Source organism: Kitasatospora sp. NPDC001261 (assembly GCF_042896795.1).
GTDB lineage: Bacteria > Actinomycetota > Actinomycetes > Streptomycetales > Streptomycetaceae > Kitasatospora.
Window position 1 is genome coordinate 88,315 of record NZ_JBIAXP010000003.1, and the last position, 16,269, is coordinate 104,583.

Sequence of the window (16,269 nt, forward strand, 5' to 3'; positions counted from 1 at the left end):
CCGGGCCGACTTCCCGTGCACGCCGGCTCAGGCGGACGGCTCGCCGGTGGCGGTGCCCGTGCAGCAGGCCTCGGGGGCGCCGGCGGCGCTCTTGCCGAGGGTGTCGGCGTCGGCCTTGACCACGTAGACCTCCCAGGGCTCCCTGCCGGGGGCGGTCACCCAGACCTTGTCCTGGACGGCGTAGCAGCAGGAGGTGTCGTTCTCCTCGAAGGCGGCGAGGCCGGCGTCCCGGAGGCGGGTGGTGGCGGCGGTGACCTGCTCGGTGGAGGCGACCTCGACGCCGAGGTGGTCCAGGCGGGTGTCCTCGCCCGGCTCGCCCTCGATGAGGACGAGCTTCAGCGGGGGCTCGGTGATGGCGAAGTTCGCGTAGCCGGGGCGGCGCTTGGCAGGCTCGGTGCCGAAGAGCTTGGTGTAGAAGGCGATGGAGCCTTCGAGGTCGGCGACGCGCAGGGCGAGCTGGACACGGGACATGGTGGCCTCCAACAGGCTGGATCGAGCCTGGATCGATATCCGTCGATGCAAGCTTGCGGACTGGATCGGCGTTCGTCAATATAGAAGCATGTCGAAACAGGAACTCCGAGTGCTGGGCCAGGACGACGGCGCGGACGGCTGCTGCCCCGGGCTGCTGAGCGCTCCGCTGGACGAAGGGCAGGCCGCCGAACTGGCGCCGCTGTTCAAGGCCCTGGGCGATCCGGTGCGGCTGCGGCTGCTGTCGATGATCGCCTCCGGCGCCGGCGGCGAGGTGTGCGTCTGCGACCTGACCCCGGCCTTCGACCTGTCCCAGCCGACGATCTCCCACCACCTGAAGCTGCTGCGGCAGGCCGGGCTGATCGACTCCGAGCGCCGGGGCACCTGGGTGTACTACCGGCTGGTCCCCGAGACCACCGACCGCCTCGCGGGCGTCCTCACCCGCCCGGCGCCGCTCGGAGCCGGCCCGGCGTCGACCCGAACCCGCCCGGTGCCGCTCGGAGCCGCCGAGTGAGCGCCGCAACCGGGGCGCCCGCCCCCGCCCCCGTCGCCGGCCGGCTGTCGTTCGTCGACCGCTACCTCGCGCTCTGGATCCTCGCCGCGATGGCCCTCGGCATCGGCCTCGGCCGGCTCGTCCCGGGCCTGGGCGACGCGCTCGCGAAGGTGACCGTCACCGGCGTCTCGCTGCCGATCGCGCTCGGCCTGCTGGTGATGATGTACCCGGTGCTCGCCAAGGTCCGCTACGACCGGCTGGACACCGTCACCCGGAACCGCCGCCTGCTGATCCCCTCCCTGGTGCTCAACTGGCTGGTCGGGCCCGCCGTGATGTTCGCCCTCGCCTGGCTGCTGCTGCCCGACCTGCCGGAGTACCGCACCGGGCTGATCATCGTCGGCCTCGCCCGCTGCATCGCCATGGTGATCATCTGGAACGACCTGGCCTGCGGCGACCGGGAGGCCGCCGCCGTGCTCGTCGCCCTGAACTCCGTCTTCCAGGTGGTCGCGTTCGGCGCGCTGGGCTGGTTCTACCTGTCCGTGCTGCCCGGGTGGCTCGGCCTGGAACAGGCGGCGCTCGACGTGTCGGCCTGGGAGATCGCCCGCAGCGTGCTGGTCTTCCTCGGCATCCCGCTCGCCGCCGGCTACCTCACCCGCCGCCTGGGCGAGAAGGCCCGCGGCCGCACCTGGTACGAGACCGGGCTGCTGCCGCGGATCGGCCCGTTCGCGCTGTACGGGCTGCTGTTCACGATCGTCGTCCTGTTCGCGCTCCAGGGCCGTGCGATCACCTCGCAGCCCCTCGACGTCGCCCGGATCGCGCTGCCGCTGCTGGTGTACTTCGCCGTCATGTGGGCCGGTTCCCTGGCGCTGGGCCGCGCGGTGGGCCTGGACCACCCGCGCGCCACCACCCTGGCGTTCACCGCCGCGGGCAACAACTTCGAACTGGCCATCGCCGTCGCCATCGCCACCTTCGGCGCCACCAGCGGCCAGGCCCTCGCCGGAGTCGTCGGGCCGCTGATCGAGGTGCCGGTGCTCATCGGCCTCGTCCACGTGGCCCTCGCCGCCCGCCGCTACTTCCCCCAGCCCGCCACCGCCGTCGAAGGGTCCGCCCGTGTCTGAGCCTCAGTCGCCCGTGCCCGCAGCCGGGTTGCCGTCCGGGCCGTCCAAGCCGTCCAAGCCGTCCGTGCTGTTCGTCTGCGTGCACAACGCCGGCCGTTCCCAGATGGCCGCCGCCTTCCTCAGCCACCTCGGCGGCGACCGGGTCGAGGTCAGGTCGGCCGGGTCCGCGCCCGCCGACACCGTCAACCCGGCCGTGGTCCGGGCGATGGCCGAGGTGGGGATCGACCTCTCCGCCGAGACGCCCAAGGTCCTCACCGTCGAGGCGGTCCGGGCCTCGGACGTGGTGATCACCATGGGCTGCGGCGACGCCTGCCCGTACTTCCCCGGAAAGCGCTACCTGGACTGGCAGTTGGCGGACCCGGCCGGCCAGGGCGTCGACGCCGTGCGCCCGATCCGCGACGAGATCGAGCGGCGGGTCCGCGCTCTGCTCGCCGAGCTGGGCGTGGGGGCGGGGGCGTGAACGGGGACGTGACCGTCGTCGCGATGACGGCGGCGCACGCCGAACAGGTCCTGGCGATCTACCGGTTCGGGATCGACGGCGGCGACGCCACTTTCGAGACCGCCGCGCCGAGCTGGGAGGCGTTCGACGCCGCGCGCCTGGCCGAGCACCGTCTCGTCGCCCTCGACGGACACGGAGACGGGGACGGGCACGGCCGGGTGCTCGGCTGGGCCGCGGTGGCCCGGGTGTCGGACCGGTGCGCGTACGCGGGTGTGGTCGAACACTCCGTCTACGTCCACCCCGGGGCGCGGGGGCGGGGTGTGGGCGCCGCCCTGCTGGAGGCGCTGATCGCCTCCACCGAGCGGGCCGGGATCTGGACGATCCAGTCGGGGATCTTCCCGGAGAACACGGCCAGTCTCGCCCTGCACGCCAGGGCCGGGTTCCGGGTCGTCGGGACGCGGGAGCGCATCGGCCGGCGCGACGGCCGGTGGCGTGACGTGGTCCTCCTCGAACGCCGCAGTCCTACGGTCGGTTGAGCACATCGCCATCGGGAGGGTTGACCGAATCGCCGTCCGAAGAGCCGTCCGGCGGGTGGCGCGGAGTGGGAAGTCGGCCCGGCCGACTTCCCACTCCGCACGTGTCCGGGTGCGGCGCCGACTACACGCCGACCGCGGTGCCGGCGTGGGCGGAGGCCGCCTGGTACTCGTCGTCGCCCTCGAACCGTGCTTCGCAGCCGGTGGTGAGGGTGCTGGCGACGATGACCGGATCGAGGATCTTGGAGCCGGAGTTCAGCTTGGCGATCCCGCTCTGGTCGGTGGTCGCGGAGCCGACGCGCTGGCCGCTCGCGGTGCTGTAGAAGGTGATCTGCCGCCCCACGATCGGCTTGCCGTCCGTGTCGGTCAGCGTGGCCTCGAAGTCGCCGCTGATCGGTGCGTTGGCGACCACGTGGCCGCTCACCGTGCGTGCCGTGAGCTGGACGGGCTTCTTCTCGGAAGTCATAACGTAACCTCCTGGATGCTCTGGGCTACTCCTTCCACCGTAGGCACGTCCGTGAGGGCCTGCACCCGGGCCGTATCGCCGCAGGTCAGGGCCGTCGGCGGGCCCGCTCCTCACGGGCCGGTCCCGCCCTCGGCGGGGGTGCGGGGAGCGGGCGCGACCCGGTGGCGTCCGGCGCGGGGATCGGGGAGACTCGCGCGCATGGTTTCGGTGTTGCAGAACGTGGCGATCGACTGTGCGGACGCCTATGAGCTGGCGCGGTTCTGGAGTGGTGTGACCGGTCGGCCGTTGGACCCCGACTGCCGGCCGGGGGACCGGGAGACGCAGGTGCTGCTGGCGGAGGGGCCGGTGCTGTACTTCAACCAGGTGTCCGAGGCGAAGACGGTCAAGAACCGGGTCCACCTGTGCCTGCGGCCCGAGACCTCGCGCGACCAGGAGGTGGAGCGGCTGCTCGGCCTCGGCGCCACCTTCGTCGGCGACCACCGGAACCCCGACGGTTCGGGGTGGGCCGTTCTCTCCGACCCCGAGGGCAACGAGTTCTGCGTGCTGCGCAGCGACTCCGACCGGGCCGTCACGAACCCCTGACGCCGGCGCGCCGTCCCGGCCGGAGCTGCGACCAGGCCCCGACGCCCAGGGCCGTCCCGATCCCCAGGAAGGCGCCGACCCCGGCCGGCGCGACCCACCCGGTGATCGGCGCCGCCGCGCCGCCGCCCTCCCCGGTGAGGGCGAGCAGCGCGGTGAGCAGACCGTACGGGACCAGCAGCGTCCCCGCGCAGGCCAGGGCGAGCAGCGGCCCGCGCGGGAGGCGCCGTCCCCACGGCCAGGCGAGGGCGCAGGCCATGGCGAGCCCGGCCAGGGCGAGGACGGCGGTGAAGTCGACGCCGTGCCGTTCGAGCCAGACCAGGGCCCAGGGCGCGCCGTTGCGGGTGAACTCGTCCGCCACGTCGAACCCGGCCGCTAGCCCGGCCCGGCCGCCCGCCGCCCAGTAGCTCTTCAGGCCGATGTACGGGACGGCGGCGGCGACGCCCAGCGCCGCGACCCTTCGTGCCGTGGCCGGTGTCGGTGCGCGCATGCCGTCTCCTCCGGTGTCCCCGCCCGCCGGCCGCTGCCGCCGGGCGGACTCCACCGTGCCCGCGCCCGGGGCACCGGGTCGTCCTCCCCGGAGCCGGGTTCCGGGCCGAGCCGTCCCCCGCCCGGGGGAGTGGGCGACGGGGGCCAGGGGCTACCGGGAGAGCAGGACCGCTCCCGCGGCTGCCGCCGCGGCCAGGATGACGAGGGCCAGGACCGCGCAGCCGAGGTTCGCCTCCACGGACCCGCGGGTGGCGGCGAGGGCCGGGGTGAAGTCGGCCGGGTTGTCGGGCGCGTAGTGGATCACGACGTCCTGGCCGTACACGGCGGTGGTGTCGGACAGGTACGAGGGCTGGTAGCCGGTGACGGCCGTCCCCTCGGGGGTGGTGAAGGAGTAGACGGGCGTCCGGCTGGTGCGGAGGTCGCCGTCCGCGTCGGTCTCGACGGTCCTGAGAACGGCGATGACGCGGCCCGTCGCGGACGCCATGGCGTCCAGCTCGGCGAGACGCTTCCTCATGCGCCGCCGCTCCCCGGGCAGATGGAAGGCGGTGAGGACGGTGAGCGGCCCGCAGACCGCGACCAGGGCCCACGGCCAGCCCCAGTCGATCGAGGCGACGACCACCAGCCCGACGTAGATCAGGAGGACGGCGGAGTTCGGCAGGCCGAGCCCGCGCCCGCCGTCCTGGGGGCTGTTGGTGAACCGGAAGGCGTGCGGCCGCCCCGGCGGGTAGCGGATTCCGACCTCCCGGCCCACCCAGGCCGTGGTGATCAGGTCGCCGGTCCCGGTGTCGTTCGTGACGACGAACTCCTCGCCGGTGGAAGGGTCCCGGAAGCGGACGACCACCGCGATCCCGTCCTCCTGGGAGCTCCCATGCCGCGGCTCCCGCACCCGTTCGATCCGCCCCGTCACCCGTACCGTCCGCTGCGCCCGGGTCAGGCCGGCCAGCGACCGCCCGTACCCGACCAGCGCGACGAGGCCGAACGCCCCGCACCACAGCGCCAGAACTCCGTGCCAGTTCATCTGCGTCCCGTTCCTGTCCGTGGTTCAGTGCGCCGAGGTGCGCCGCAGCACCCGGCCCTGCCCGTCCGCCTCCAGCACGGCGGCGCCCCCGGGCCCGGTCACGCTGACCGTGATGGTGACGGGGCCGTCGGTGCGGAGGATGGTGATGCTCCAGGCCTGCGGGGCGTGGACGCCGAGGGTGGTCCTGGCCTCCTCGACCAGGGCGGGGAACCGCTCGTAGGGCAGCGACTTCGGGTCGAACTCGCGGGCCTTCGTGGCGGCCGAGGAGAACGTCACCGCCAGCAGGTTGTCCGTCACCTGGAGGGTGGTCACCGGGCCGTACTCGCCGTTCCGGGTCACGGAGTCGATCGACCGGCCCAACGCGCCGTCGTCGAGGAAGGACTGGCCGGCGCCGAGCACGACGGTGCCGGACCCGCCCGTCACCACCTCGGCCGACCATGAGGAGGAGACCGAGGGGTCCGCCGAGGAGGACGGCGGTTCGGCGGGCCGCTGCTCGAACAGGTCCGCGCGGAACAGGAAGACGACGGCCGTGGCGGCGAGCAGCAGGCCGAGGAGCCCGACGAAGCCGACGGCACGGCTCTCGGGAGGCTCGCTCAGCCTGGTCGCCTCGGGTGCGGAGTCGAGTCGGGCTCCGGCCGCCCGCTCCTCCCACTCCGGGGTCGGCCGCTTCACGATCCGCATGTCCGTCGGCCGGTCCGGCGGGTAGCGGACCACCAGAACGGTGCGCGGCACGTAGTCGGGGAGGTCGGCGACGTTGATGTCCTGGGTGAGCTCCACCCGGAACGCGGGCCCGTCGTCCGGTACGACGGTGAGGTCGAACCGCACCGCCCGGTCGGTCACCTGGCCCTCGGGGACGGTCCGGCCCTCGACCACCGCCAGCGCCGTACGCGGGACGACGGCCGCCTCCCGCGCCCGCCGCGGCCAGCCGGCGAGGAGGTACAGCAGGCCGTAGCCGATCGGCACGCCCAGGCCGCCGACGAGCAGCGGCACATTCTCCAGGACGACGCCGACGACCAGCCCGGCGAGTGAGCCTCCGATGACGCCACCCGTCAGGAAACTGCGGCCGAGGGCGATCGGCAGGTTGCGCCTGGGCGGCACGCCGGGGGTGATCGTCATACCGGTGATTGTGCCGGGCTGAGGGGCCGGCCGATAGGCCTTTGTGCCGTCACCGGTGGGGAGTTGCTCGCGACCGGCCCTGCCGGACGGGCTTCGGCCTCGGTCGGCTACTCGTCGTAGACGACCGTGAAGTCCCGTTCGGCCGTGGCGAATTCGGCCAGCCGGCTGCGGAGCAGCGCCGCCGACGACGGGACCTCGCGCTCCAGCTCGGCCCAGCCGGTGAAGCACAGCTCGCGGGGCATCGCGACCAGGCCGGTGATCGCGTCCCAGAAGGCGTTCCAGTTCCTGCCGTAGAACGCCGGGAAGCCGAGTTCGCGCTTCAGGACGGCGTGGAGACCGCTCTCGTTGCGGACGGATCCGACGTCGATGGTGACGAGGCGGGGCACGCTCGGTGTCGGGTCCTCGGTGGCGCCCGGGAAGGACGGCAGCCACCAGCACCAGACCGACCGGTCCTCGGGCCAGGGGCGGCCTTCCTCGTCCGCCCGGTCCTCGAAGACGTCCCTGGCCAGGTCGATGGGCCGCCAGGCGGGGTCGAGCGGCTCGTCCGGCGTCGGCGGCCGGACGAAGCGGCGGCCGCGCTGGTCGCAGGCGCCGTACTCCTGGACGTTCCGCTGGGCCCGCAGCAGCGAGACGCTGTTGGCGCCGCGCGGCAGGAGCGGCCGACGGAGCTGGGTCGGGTCGTCCTCCCAGGAGCAGACCGGGCAGACGACGGACGAACCGGGCCACCCCTCCCGGACGTCGAAGACGAGATGGCCGCAGCAGGGGCAAGGCCGACGAGTGTCCACCCCGGCAGTCTGGCCCGCCGTCCCGGCCGGTGGCGACCCGGTTTCGCGCGGCCGTTCGTCAGCCTTCCGTTCTGCTCCCCAACTCCGCTGCAACTGTGTGCAATCGGCTCGGGGGCGGCGGCGGTGCGCGGCTACGCTTCTCGGTAGGAGCCGCACGGGGAGTGCGCCGTCCACCCCGACAATTCCCAGGCAGGTGAACCATGCCCTCAGTCATGCCGTCCAGCAGTGCGGTGGCGGTCCGCAAGGAGGTCGCCGACCGGTTGCGCGAGCTGTGCCGCGACGCCGGGTTCAACGGGCGCGAGCTGGCGCTCCGGGCCGGCTGGCACCCCTCCAAGTCCTCCCGGATCATCAACGCGCTGACCTCGCCGTCCGACGGGGACATCCGCACCTGGTGCCGGCTCTGCGGGGCGGAGGAGGAGTCGGCCGACCTCATCGCCGCGACGCGCTCCGCCGAGTCGATGTACGTGGAGTGGCGGCGGCTCCAGCGCACCGGGCTCACCCGGCTGCAGAACTCCTACGTGCCGCTGTTCGAGCGCACCAGGGTGTTCCGGGTGTACAGCTCCTCCCTCGTCCCCGGGTTCCTGCAAAGCCGGGGCTACGCAACGGCGTTGCTCTCCGCCATCACCCGTTTCCACGGCACCCCCGACGACGTCGCCGACGCGGTCGACGCCCGGCTCGCGCGCTCGCGGATCGTCCGGGAGGGCGGGCGGCGGTTCGCCCTGCTGATGGAGGAGTCGGTCCTGCGCCACCGGATCGGGGACGCCGGGGTGATGCGCGGGCAGCTGGACGACCTGCTGGCCGCGACCGCGCTGCCCGCCGTCTCGTTGGGGATCGTCCCGGCGGGTGCGGAGCGGGAGGTGTGGCCGCTGGAGACCTTCAGCGTCTACGACAGCGAGCAGGTGGAGGTGGAGACCCTCACGGCGAGTCTGACCGTCACCCGGCCCCGCGAGGTCGCCCACTACCTGGACGCCTTCGAGAAGTTGTCCGGCACGGCGGTGTACGGCGACCGGGCCCGGGAGCTGATCGCCTCGGCGGTGGACTCGATCGGGTGACATCGCCCTACCACGGTTTGGGATTTGCCGGGGGAAGTCACCCAAGAATCACCGGTCCGAGCGAATCCGACGGTTCGTCAGTTTCGCCGACCCCTCTTCTGATCAGGAAGCCGTTCGATAATCCGTTCAGGAAAGGGTGATTCCGCATGACCGAGCCGAACTCCTCCCCGTCGATCACCGAGGCGACGCTGGCCTCCGTCGCCGACAACGGCCTGTGGGGCCCGGGTGCCGCCACCGTCAACCCGGCCGTCATCGACCTCGGCAACGGCCTGCTGTCGGCCCTCCAGGGCGACGAGACGGTCCAGCTCCCGCCGGAGCTCGCGGAGTTGGTGGCCGCGGTGCGGCGGATCGCCACGATCGGCGTGCCCAGGATCACCTCGGGGGACGGCGTCCGTCTCTCGGCGTTCTCCATCAAGCTGAACGGCGACCAGCCGCGCCCCGTGGTGATCGTGCCCGCGGGCTGGAGCCCGGTCGGCTGGCTGCCCTTCGTGTACGCGTACCTCAAGCTGGCGCAGCGCGGCTACCACGTCCTCGCCTACACCCCTCGCGGCCTCGGCTTCCCGGGGTGGATCTCCACCTCCGAGGGGTTCGTCGACGTCGCCGGGCCCAACGACTGGGCCGACGGGGCGACGGTGATCGACTACGCGCAGGAGCACTTCGAGCCGAGCCGGGTGGGCTTCCTCGGCGAGTCCTACGGCTCCGGGATCAGCCAGCTGGTCGCCGCGCACGACCCGGCGAACCGGGTGTCCGCCGTGGTCGCGCTCAGCACCTGGGGCAACCTGGCCACCAGCCTCTACGCCAACGGCACCCGGCACGTGAAGGCCGTCGAGCTGCTGATCGGCTTCACCGGCGGCGAGAAGGAGGACAAGTTCGACGCGGTCACCCAGGAGATCCTCGACAGCTTCGCGACCGGCCGGAACCTCGACGAGGTGGTCGCCTGGGGCACCGAGCGCTCGCCGGAGGCCTACGCCGACATCACCAACGCGCGCGGCATCCCGACCTTCGTCTCCAACACCTGGCACGAGACCCTCTTCCCGGCCTCCTCGGTGATCGAGACGTTCAACCGGCTGACCGTGCCGAAGCAGCTGAACCTGTGGATCGGCGACCACGGCGCGCCCGAGGGCGCCGGCCTGTCCGGCCTGCTGACCCACCTGCCCTTCCCCGGTCTGGCGGAGCCCCTCCGGGAGGCCTACGAGTTCCTGGACCACCACCTGCTGGGCGCCGACAACGAGGCGCCGAACCGCCGGCAGGTGACCAACCAGGTGATGTTCAGCTACAAGACCAAGCCGGTGCTGGGCGGCGGGCAGCGGATCACCGAGGCCGCCCGCCGGGAGGGCCACGACTCGTGGGCGGACGTCACCACCGGCACGGAGGCCTGGTACCTCACCGGTGTCAACGGTGACGGTGACGGCGCGCTGGCCGACAAGCAGAACGCCGGCTGGTCGCGGAGCTTCACCGCCGGGCTGGAGACCAAGGCCACCGCGGTGGACGAGGTCCTGAAGACCGGCCAGAAGGAGTGGACGGGCAATCCCAGGCCGTACGCCCTGGCCGAGTTCGAGCGGGAGAACCTGCTGGTCTGGTCGACCGACCCGCTGACCGGTAGTGGCGGGGCGGCCCGCCGCATCCGGGGCGCCGCGTCGGTCCGGCTGACCGTGAACAGCACCGAGGCGGCCGCCACACTGGTGGCGTACCTGTTCGACGTGGCCCCGGACGGCTCCGCGCGGATCATCACCCACGAGCCGTACACCCTGGCCGACCTGACCCCCGGCGAGGACATCACCGTCGACTGGCAGCTCCAGCCCGCCGCGTACGACGTGCCGGACGGGCACCGGGTGGCGCTGGTCGTCAACAGTCGCGACCAGCTGTACTCCTTCGCCGCGAAGCAGGGCACCGTCACCGTCGGCTCGCCGAGTGGGAACGAGTCCCGACTGGAGCTGCCGCTGGGCTGATCCGCCCGCCGCTTCTGCCCGGCCCGTCGTTCCCGGCCCGTCGCCCTCGTGGCGGCGGGCCGGTCGGCGTCCGTCAGGCCGTGGTCCTGGCGGAGGTGCCGCGCAGCAGGAGCGCGATGAGGACGGCGAGCAGCGCGCCGACGGCCGCCAGGCCCCACAGCACGGAGTGGAAGGCGGAGTCGTAGGCGTGCGCCAGGAAGTCCGTGAAGGCGCGGTGGTCGGTGGCGCCGGAGAGTTCGGCGGCGCCCGCGAGGTTCCCGCCGGCCGCCCGGTCGGCGACCTCGCCGGCCCGGGAGGCATCCGGGTGGGCGTCGATGCCGTCGGCGACCCGGGTGCCGAGCACGGTGGCCAGCGCGGAGCCGTACACCGCGACGGCGACGGCCTCGCTGCCCAGGCGCAGGGTGTTGAGGAAGCCCGCCGCCATGCCGGCCTTGGCCGGGTCGACCAACTCCAGCGCCTGGCCGTCGACCAGGCCGGCCGACAGCCCCATCCCGGCGCCGGTGATGAGCATCGGGGCGGCGAGCAGCAGCACGGTGGCGGAGGGGGAGAGCAGGGTGAGGGCGAGGTCGCCCGCCACCAGGCAGGCCAGGCTGAGGAGGACCAGGGTGAGCGGGCGCACGCCGCGGGCGACCAGCCTGGCGGCGAGCATCGGCAGGACCAGCACCGGTGCGGTGAGCAGCAGCATCAGCAGCCCGGCGGCGCCGGTGCCGCGGCCGGTGACGGCGGTCAGGTAGCTCGGCAGGTAGGTGAGCACGGTGACGAAGCCGAAGGAGGCGGCCACCGGCACCAGGCAGAGGCCGAGGAAGCGGCGGTCGCGCAGCAGGCCGAGGTCCAGCATCGGGTGGGCGCTGCGGTGCTCGACGGCGGCGAAGACGACGAGTACGGCGACCGCGCCGGCGAACAGGTCGAGCACGCCCGCGCTGCCCCAACCCCACTGGGAGCCCTGGACGATGGCGGTGGTGAGCAGCACCATGGCGAGCACGAACAGCGCGCTGCCGGGGACATCGATCCGCCCGCCGCCGGTGCCGCCGCTGCCGGCGGATGTGGCGGCCACGGCGCGGGCGATCGCGGGCAGCGCGAGCAGGACGAACGCCAGGGCGACGGCGTGCACCGCGAACACCCAGCGCCAGCCGAGACCCTGCACCAGCACGCCGGCCAGCGACGGGCCGAGGGCGACGCCGGCCCCGGCGACGGTGCCGAACAGCGCGAAGGCCCGGGCGCGGGCCGGGCCGTCGAAGACGGTCGAGAGGATCGCCGCACCGCAGGAGAAGATCGCGGCGCCGCCGATGCCGGTGAGGGCGCGGGCGGCGTCCAGCCAGAGCACGTCGGCGGCGACGGCGCTGGCGAGCGAGCCGAGGGCGTAGAGGGCGACGCCGGCGGCGAAGGCCCTGGCCCGGCCGATGACGTCGGCGACCGAGCCCCAGACCAGGGTGAAGCAGGCGAAGGCCACGTTGAAGGCGTTGACCACCCACTGGAGCGGGGCGAGGTCGGCGTGGGTGCCGGCGCCGATCCGGGGGAGGGCGACCGCGGTGCCGGAGATGGACATCGGGACGACGAAGACCGCGAGGAGGACGGCGGCGAGGACGGGCGTGCGGGCGGGGCGTCGCCGCTGGTCGGGGGCGTCTGACGGCGCGGCCGGCATGGCCTGCGTCGGCTGTGCGGCCTGTGTGGGCTGCGTGCTCAAGGGGGCGTGACTCCAGGCTTGAACCGGCCACGGGGTGGCCAGGTACGGATTTGATCGAACCTAAAGCTGCCACGGCGCCGAGGTACGATGCAACCCATACCTTGCGGAGGAGGAACCGATGCCCGACGCCGAAGGCCACCCCTCGACCGGGGAGATGGACCTGCGCACCGTCCTGGGCGCGCTCGCCGACCCGCTGCGCTACGGCGTGGTCGCGGCCCTGCTGCGGGAGGGCGAGGGGGCGGCGCGCACCTGCGCCTCCTTCAACCTCCCGGTCTCCAAGTCCACCCTCACCCACCACTTCCGGGTGCTGCGCGAGTCCGGCCTGATCCGCCAGGTCGACCGCGGCAACAGCCGGGCCGCCACGCTGCGCCGCGAGGACCTGGACCAGCGCTTCCCGGGGCTGCTCGACCTGGTCCGCGGTGACTCCTGACGGCGGGGGAGGCCCAAGCGGAGGTCAAGGAACCTTGACCTCCGCTTGGGGCCGCCGCGGGCTGACGGCGTGTCAAACTGTGCGCCCCGCAGGCCGATGAGGAGAGTTCGGTGGATCTGGCGCGCCCCCTGATCGAGGACTTCCCCGCCCACCCGGACGGCGACCCCGCCGACGCCCTGGCCCGCGCCGTCCGGGCCCGCCGCACCGCCCTCGGTCTCACCCTCCCCGACCTCGCCGTTCGCACGGGCCTCGCCGAGGCCGACGTCCGGGCCGTCGAGGCGGGGCACGCGAGGCCGACACTGGCGCTGCTCACGGTGCTGTCGCGCGCCCTGCGGAAGGTGTAGCCGGGGAGGTCTTCAGACCGGCTCGTAGGAGGTCCGGCGGACCAGGGCGCGGGCGTGGGGGGAGTCCATGGGGTGGGCGAAGAGGTACCCCTGGCCGAGCGGGCAGCCCATGGCGGCGAGCAGGTCGCGCTGGTCGGGGTGTTCGATGCCCTCGGCGATGACCTGGACCCCGAGGGTGTCGGCGATCCGGGTGATGCCCTCGACCAGGGCGTACTGCTGGGGCGAGTGGCCGAGGCCGTCGATGAAGGACTTGTCGATCTTGAGCAGGGAGATCGGGAACTCGCGCAGGTAGGACAGCGAGGAGTAGCCGGTCCCGAAGTCGTCGATGGCGATGCCGACGCCGAGGCCGGACAGCGTGGCCATGTCGGCGTGGACGCGGTCGTCGCGGCGCATCAGCACCGACTCGGTGAGCTCCAGGACGAGGGTGTGGGGGTCGATGCCGGTGGCGGCCAGCGCCCGGCGGACCACGTCCACGAAGCCGGCGTCGCGGAACTGGCGGGCCGAGACGTTGACGTTGACCCGCAGCGGCGGCCGGCCGGCGGCCGTCCGCGCCGCCGAGCTCGCGGCGTGCCAGGCGGCGACCTCCTGGGCGGCGCGTTCCAGCACCCAGGCGCCGAGCGGGACGATCTGGCCGCTCTCCTCGGCGAGGGCGATGAACTCGTCGGGCAGCACCATGCCGCGCCGGTCGTGCGGCCAGCGGACCAGCGCCTCGAAGGCGACCAGATCGCCCGAGCGCAGGTCGACGATCGGCTGGTAGTACAGCTGGAAGGCCGATTCGGCGATCGCCGAGTCGAGGTGCTCGTTCAGCTCGTGCCGCTCCACCATGCCGGTCTGGAGGGCCGGCCGGTAGTGGCGCCACTGGCGGCGGCCGGCCGCCTTGGCGGAGTAGAGCGCGAGGTCGGCGTGGGTGAGCAGCTCGGTCGCGTCCACGCTGTCCTCGGTGGTCGCCACACCGATGCTGGCCGTCACCCGCACCGTGCCCGACGTGAGCTTGAACGGTTCGGCGAACACCGCCAGCACCCCGGACGCGATGGTGTCCACGTCGGCGGGCCGTCTCGCGTCCTCCACCAGGACGGCGAACTCGTCGCCGCCGAGCCGGGCGGCGGTGTCCGAGGCGCGCAGCGCGGTGGAGATCCGCAGCGAGACGGCGACCAGCAGCTCGTCGCCGACCGCGTGGCCCTGGGTGTCGTTGACCACCTTGAAGTCGTCCAGGTCGATGAAGAGCACCCCGGTGACGGCCCCGCTGCGCTCGCCCCGGGAGAGCGCGTGCCCGACCCGGTCCTGGAACAGCACCCGGTTGGCCAGGCCGGTCAGCGAGTCGTGGAAGGCCCGGTGGGTCAGCTCGCGCTCCATCTGCCGCTGCTCGGTCACGTCGCGCAGGGTGAGCACCAGGGCGCCGACGGTCGGGTCCGCGCGCAGGTCGTCGGAGCGGACCTCGGCCTCGATCGGGGTGCGGTCCTGGCGCAGCAGCCGCCAGTGCTCGCGCGGCTGCTCGCCCCGGGGCGGCTCGGCGGTCCCGCGCATCCGGGCCAGCGCCTTGCCGACCTCCCGGCTGTCCTCGGGCGGGACCAGGTCGGTCAGCGGGGTGCCGGCCAGGTCGGGGCGGCCGAGCACCGTCGCGGCGGACGGGGAGGCGTAGCGCACGCCGTCGTCGGCGTCGAGGATCAGGATGACGTCGCTGGCGTTCTGCACCAGCGTGCGGAAGTACAGCTCGCTGTTGCGTTGGGTGACCTCGCGGCTCAGCACCACCCGCTCGACCGCGAGGGCCGCCTGCGCGGCGAGGATCTCCAGCGAGCTCCAGAGGCCGGCCAGCTCCTGCTCCGTCCCGGTGACGACGAGCGCGCCGATCAGCGGGTCGCCGGAGGGGCGCTCGGCGAGGGTGAGCGGGCAGACCAGGGCGTACGGCATGCCGCCGAGGCGGGCGAGGAGGCCGCCGTCGGCCGGGGTGGCGGCCGGGTCCAGGCCGAGGGAGCCGACGGGCAGCAGCACGGCCTCCCGGGCGGTGGCGAGCTCCAGCACCCGGTCGGACTGCGCGGTGTCCCCGGGCGTGGGCCGGGGGGTGTCGCTCCCGGCGTGCCGGACGTGCAGCACCCCGGCCTCGGCGACGGAGAGCAGGGCGACGTGCCCGGCCTCGGCCGGCATCAGGGTGGAGGCGGCGGACTGGACGGCGTCCGCGACCTCCCCCACCGTGACGGCCGCGGTCAGCCGGGCGCCCGCCTCGCGCAGTGCCCGCTCGCGGGCCACGGCCTGCCTGCGGGCGGAGACGACCACCGCCAGCCGGGCCAGCACCAGCAGGTAGAGCACCGCCGAGAAGGCGCCGATCACGCCCGCGTTGCTGGTGTTGCCGGCCAGCGCCTCGATGATCAGGATCGCCGGGGCGATCAGCGAGGCCAGGGTGAGCAGCACCAGCCGGGCGGTGCTCAGGTCCGGCTGCTGGGTGGGCACCGGCCGGGTCAGCTCGACCATCGACGGGTGCAGCGCCGCCGCGCCCCAGGCGGTGTAGAAGGCGGCCCAGCCGAGTTCGACGGGCGTGCCGATGTGCCAGGTGCCGTGCAGCTGGATCAGCCCGTACAGCACGTCGGAGACCATGATGCCGAGCGAGCCGACGGCGAGCAGCTGCAGGGAGCGGGAGTTGCCGCCGCGCGGGGTCAGCAGCCGCAGCAGCAGGGCGAGCACGACCACGTCGCCGAGCGGGTAGGCGATCGAGACGGCCTTCTGGAACCAGTCGAGGTCCGGGTTCCGGGCGTACGGGAGGATCAGGTAGATCCAGGCGAGCAGGGCCAGTCCCATGGTGGGGACGAGGGCGTCGAGCAGCCCGGCGCGGTCCTGACGGGCCGTGCGCCAGCGGATGAAGCCCAGCACGCCGACCGCGTACAGCACGTACTCGGCGAGGTAGAAGCCGTCCGCGACGGACGGGAACGGGTTGGGCACGTGCAGGATGTCCAACTGGACGGCCTGCACCACCTCGCCCACCGTGAAGCTGAGGTTGGCGAGCGCCAGCACGTACCAGTAGCGCGCGTGCGCGGGACGGTTGAGGCGGACGCCGACCACGATGGCGGCGACGCCGCCGAGGCCGATGCCGGTCCACCAGATGATCCGCTGGCCGGGATTCGCGTAGTAGATGCCGGTGAACAGCACCATCCAGAGCAGGTAACAGACCATCAGGTGTTGTCGCCGGCGAGTCAACGAGGCTACCTCCTCCACGACATCACCCCGCCGGTCGGGCGGGGGAGTTCGGGTGAGGACGGGACGGGCCGGGCGTTGGAGCCGGTCCGGGTGGGGCGGATGAGCGCTTTCGCGCAGCAG

The 16,269-nt window shown here is 73.4% G+C and carries 17 protein-coding genes; 9 read left to right on the forward strand and 8 right to left on the reverse strand.

The genetic code is table 11. The features are described from left to right. Positions 1 to 27 precede the first annotated feature (27 nt). Positions 28 to 471, reverse strand: coding sequence for an ArsI/CadI family heavy metal resistance metalloenzyme (locus tag ACFY4B_RS05405; RefSeq protein WP_387966562.1), 444 nt, complete (start codon positions 469 to 471; stop codon positions 28 to 30). Positions 472 to 559: 88 nt separating this feature from the next. On the opposite strand from ACFY4B_RS05405, the gene ACFY4B_RS05410 reads away from it, so the two are divergent. Genes ACFY4B_RS05410 through ACFY4B_RS05425 form a run of 4 tightly spaced genes read left to right on the forward strand, consistent with a single transcriptional unit; the run spans position 560 to position 3,054 of the window. Further along, complete coding sequence (locus ACFY4B_RS05410; protein ID WP_387966564.1) at positions 560 to 982, forward strand: ArsR/SmtB family transcription factor; 423 nt, start codon at positions 560 to 562, stop codon at positions 980 to 982. Further along, positions 979 to 2,079: an ACR3 family arsenite efflux transporter gene (gene arsB, locus ACFY4B_RS05415; RefSeq protein WP_049651011.1), complete on the forward strand. Its 1,101-nt coding sequence runs from the start codon at positions 979 to 981 to the stop codon at positions 2,077 to 2,079. Before ACFY4B_RS05410 ends, arsB begins: the two co-directional genes overlap by 4 nt. A 28-nt stretch (positions 2,080 to 2,107) precedes the next feature. After that, complete coding sequence (locus ACFY4B_RS05420; RefSeq protein WP_387966738.1) at positions 2,108 to 2,539, forward strand: arsenate reductase ArsC; 432 nt, start codon at positions 2,108 to 2,110, stop codon at positions 2,537 to 2,539. A gap of 23 nt (positions 2,540 to 2,562) precedes the next feature. Beyond that, complete coding sequence (locus ACFY4B_RS05425) at positions 2,563 to 3,054, forward strand: GNAT family N-acetyltransferase (RefSeq protein WP_387966739.1); 492 nt, start codon at positions 2,563 to 2,565, stop codon at positions 3,052 to 3,054. Positions 3,055 to 3,175: 121 nt separating this feature from the next. Here the strand turns inward: ACFY4B_RS05425 and ACFY4B_RS05430 are convergent, their stop codons facing one another. Next, the gene (locus ACFY4B_RS05430; protein ID WP_117490663.1) at positions 3,176 to 3,517 is read right to left on the reverse strand and encodes a hypothetical protein; all 342 of its coding nucleotides are present in this window, start codon (positions 3,515 to 3,517) and stop codon (positions 3,176 to 3,178) included. A 198-nt stretch (positions 3,518 to 3,715) separates the two neighbouring features. Between ACFY4B_RS05430 and ACFY4B_RS05435 the strand changes: the two genes are divergently transcribed. Continuing rightward, positions 3,716 to 4,099: a VOC family protein gene (locus ACFY4B_RS05435; protein ID WP_049651006.1), complete on the forward strand. Its 384-nt coding sequence runs from the start codon at positions 3,716 to 3,718 to the stop codon at positions 4,097 to 4,099. Here the strand turns inward: ACFY4B_RS05435 and ACFY4B_RS05440 are convergent. From ACFY4B_RS05440 to ACFY4B_RS05455, 4 genes are all read right to left on the reverse strand, one after another. Then, on the reverse strand, positions 4,086 to 4,586 hold the full coding sequence (locus tag ACFY4B_RS05440; protein WP_387966565.1) for a hypothetical protein: 501 nt from the start codon (positions 4,584 to 4,586) through the stop codon (positions 4,086 to 4,088). The genes ACFY4B_RS05435 and ACFY4B_RS05440 overlap by 14 nt on opposite strands. 150 nt (positions 4,587 to 4,736) lie before the next feature. Next, positions 4,737 to 5,603 (reverse strand): DUF3592 domain-containing protein, encoded by an 867-nt coding sequence (locus ACFY4B_RS05445; protein WP_387966566.1) that lies wholly within the window; start codon positions 5,601 to 5,603, stop codon positions 4,737 to 4,739. A gap of 24 nt (positions 5,604 to 5,627) precedes the next feature. Next, positions 5,628 to 6,719: a hypothetical protein gene (locus tag ACFY4B_RS05450; protein WP_387966567.1), complete on the reverse strand. Its 1,092-nt coding sequence runs from the start codon at positions 6,717 to 6,719 to the stop codon at positions 5,628 to 5,630. A gap of 107 nt (positions 6,720 to 6,826) precedes the next feature. Next, positions 6,827 to 7,504, reverse strand: a complete 678-nt coding sequence (locus ACFY4B_RS05455) for a CPCC family cysteine-rich protein (RefSeq protein ID WP_387966568.1) — start codon at positions 7,502 to 7,504, stop codon at positions 6,827 to 6,829. A gap of 212 nt (positions 7,505 to 7,716) precedes the next feature. Between ACFY4B_RS05455 and ACFY4B_RS05460 the strand changes: the two genes are divergently transcribed. Both ACFY4B_RS05460 and ACFY4B_RS05465 read left to right on the forward strand, forming a co-directional pair. Further along, the gene (locus ACFY4B_RS05460) at positions 7,717 to 8,556 is read left to right on the forward strand and encodes a helix-turn-helix domain-containing protein (RefSeq protein WP_387966569.1); all 840 of its coding nucleotides are present in this window, start codon (positions 7,717 to 7,719) and stop codon (positions 8,554 to 8,556) included. A 146-nt stretch (positions 8,557 to 8,702) separates the two neighbouring features. After that, positions 8,703 to 10,505, forward strand: a complete 1,803-nt coding sequence (locus ACFY4B_RS05465) for a CocE/NonD family hydrolase C-terminal non-catalytic domain-containing protein (RefSeq protein WP_387966570.1) — start codon at positions 8,703 to 8,705, stop codon at positions 10,503 to 10,505. Between the two features lie 73 nt (positions 10,506 to 10,578). On the opposite strand, the gene ACFY4B_RS05470 is transcribed toward ACFY4B_RS05465, so the two are convergent. Then, on the reverse strand, positions 10,579 to 12,147 hold the full coding sequence (locus ACFY4B_RS05470) for an MFS transporter (RefSeq protein ID WP_387966740.1): 1,569 nt from the start codon (positions 12,145 to 12,147) through the stop codon (positions 10,579 to 10,581). Positions 12,148 to 12,307: 160 nt separating this feature from the next. Between ACFY4B_RS05470 and ACFY4B_RS05475 the strand changes: the two genes are divergently transcribed. Next, positions 12,308 to 12,619 carry a helix-turn-helix transcriptional regulator gene (locus tag ACFY4B_RS05475; protein WP_049650999.1) on the forward strand — a complete coding sequence of 104 codons (312 nt, stop codon included), beginning with the start codon at positions 12,308 to 12,310 and terminating at the stop codon, positions 12,617 to 12,619. A 110-nt stretch (positions 12,620 to 12,729) separates the two neighbouring features. Then, entirely contained in the window at positions 12,730 to 12,963 is a 234-nt protein-coding gene (locus ACFY4B_RS05480) for a helix-turn-helix transcriptional regulator (RefSeq protein WP_049650998.1), read from the forward strand. A 12-nt stretch (positions 12,964 to 12,975) separates the two neighbouring features. On the opposite strand, the gene ACFY4B_RS05485 is transcribed toward ACFY4B_RS05480, so the two are convergent. Beyond that, the gene (locus tag ACFY4B_RS05485) at positions 12,976 to 16,149 is read right to left on the reverse strand and encodes a putative bifunctional diguanylate cyclase/phosphodiesterase (protein WP_387966571.1); all 3,174 of its coding nucleotides are present in this window, start codon (positions 16,147 to 16,149) and stop codon (positions 12,976 to 12,978) included. Positions 16,150 to 16,269: the final 120 nt, after the last annotated feature.

Coding starts and splice junctions, on each gene's coding strand:
- ACFY4B_RS05405 (WP_387966562.1), bottom strand. CDS start 471: ATGTCCCGTGTCCAGCTCGCCCTGCGCGTCGCCGACCTCGAAGGCTCC.
- ACFY4B_RS05410 (WP_387966564.1), top strand. CDS start 560: ATGTCGAAACAGGAACTCCGAGTGCTGGGCCAGGACGACGGCGCGGAC.
- ACFY4B_RS05425 (WP_387966739.1), top strand. CDS start 2,563: ATGACGGCGGCGCACGCCGAACAGGTCCTGGCGATCTACCGGTTCGGG.
- ACFY4B_RS05430 (WP_117490663.1), bottom strand. CDS start 3,517: ATGACTTCCGAGAAGAAGCCCGTCCAGCTCACGGCACGCACGGTGAGC.
- ACFY4B_RS05435 (WP_049651006.1), top strand. CDS start 3,716: ATGGTTTCGGTGTTGCAGAACGTGGCGATCGACTGTGCGGACGCCTAT.
- ACFY4B_RS05440 (WP_387966565.1), bottom strand. CDS start 4,586: ATGCGCGCACCGACACCGGCCACGGCACGAAGGGTCGCGGCGCTGGGC.
- ACFY4B_RS05445 (WP_387966566.1), bottom strand. CDS start 5,603: ATGAACTGGCACGGAGTTCTGGCGCTGTGGTGCGGGGCGTTCGGCCTC.
- ACFY4B_RS05450 (WP_387966567.1), bottom strand. CDS start 6,719: ATGACGATCACCCCCGGCGTGCCGCCCAGGCGCAACCTGCCGATCGCC.
- ACFY4B_RS05460 (WP_387966569.1), top strand. CDS start 7,717: ATGCCGTCCAGCAGTGCGGTGGCGGTCCGCAAGGAGGTCGCCGACCGG.
- ACFY4B_RS05465 (WP_387966570.1), top strand. CDS start 8,703: ATGACCGAGCCGAACTCCTCCCCGTCGATCACCGAGGCGACGCTGGCC.
- ACFY4B_RS05470 (WP_387966740.1), bottom strand. CDS start 12,147: ATGCCGGCCGCGCCGTCAGACGCCCCCGACCAGCGGCGACGCCCCGCC.
- ACFY4B_RS05475 (WP_049650999.1), top strand. CDS start 12,308: ATGCCCGACGCCGAAGGCCACCCCTCGACCGGGGAGATGGACCTGCGC.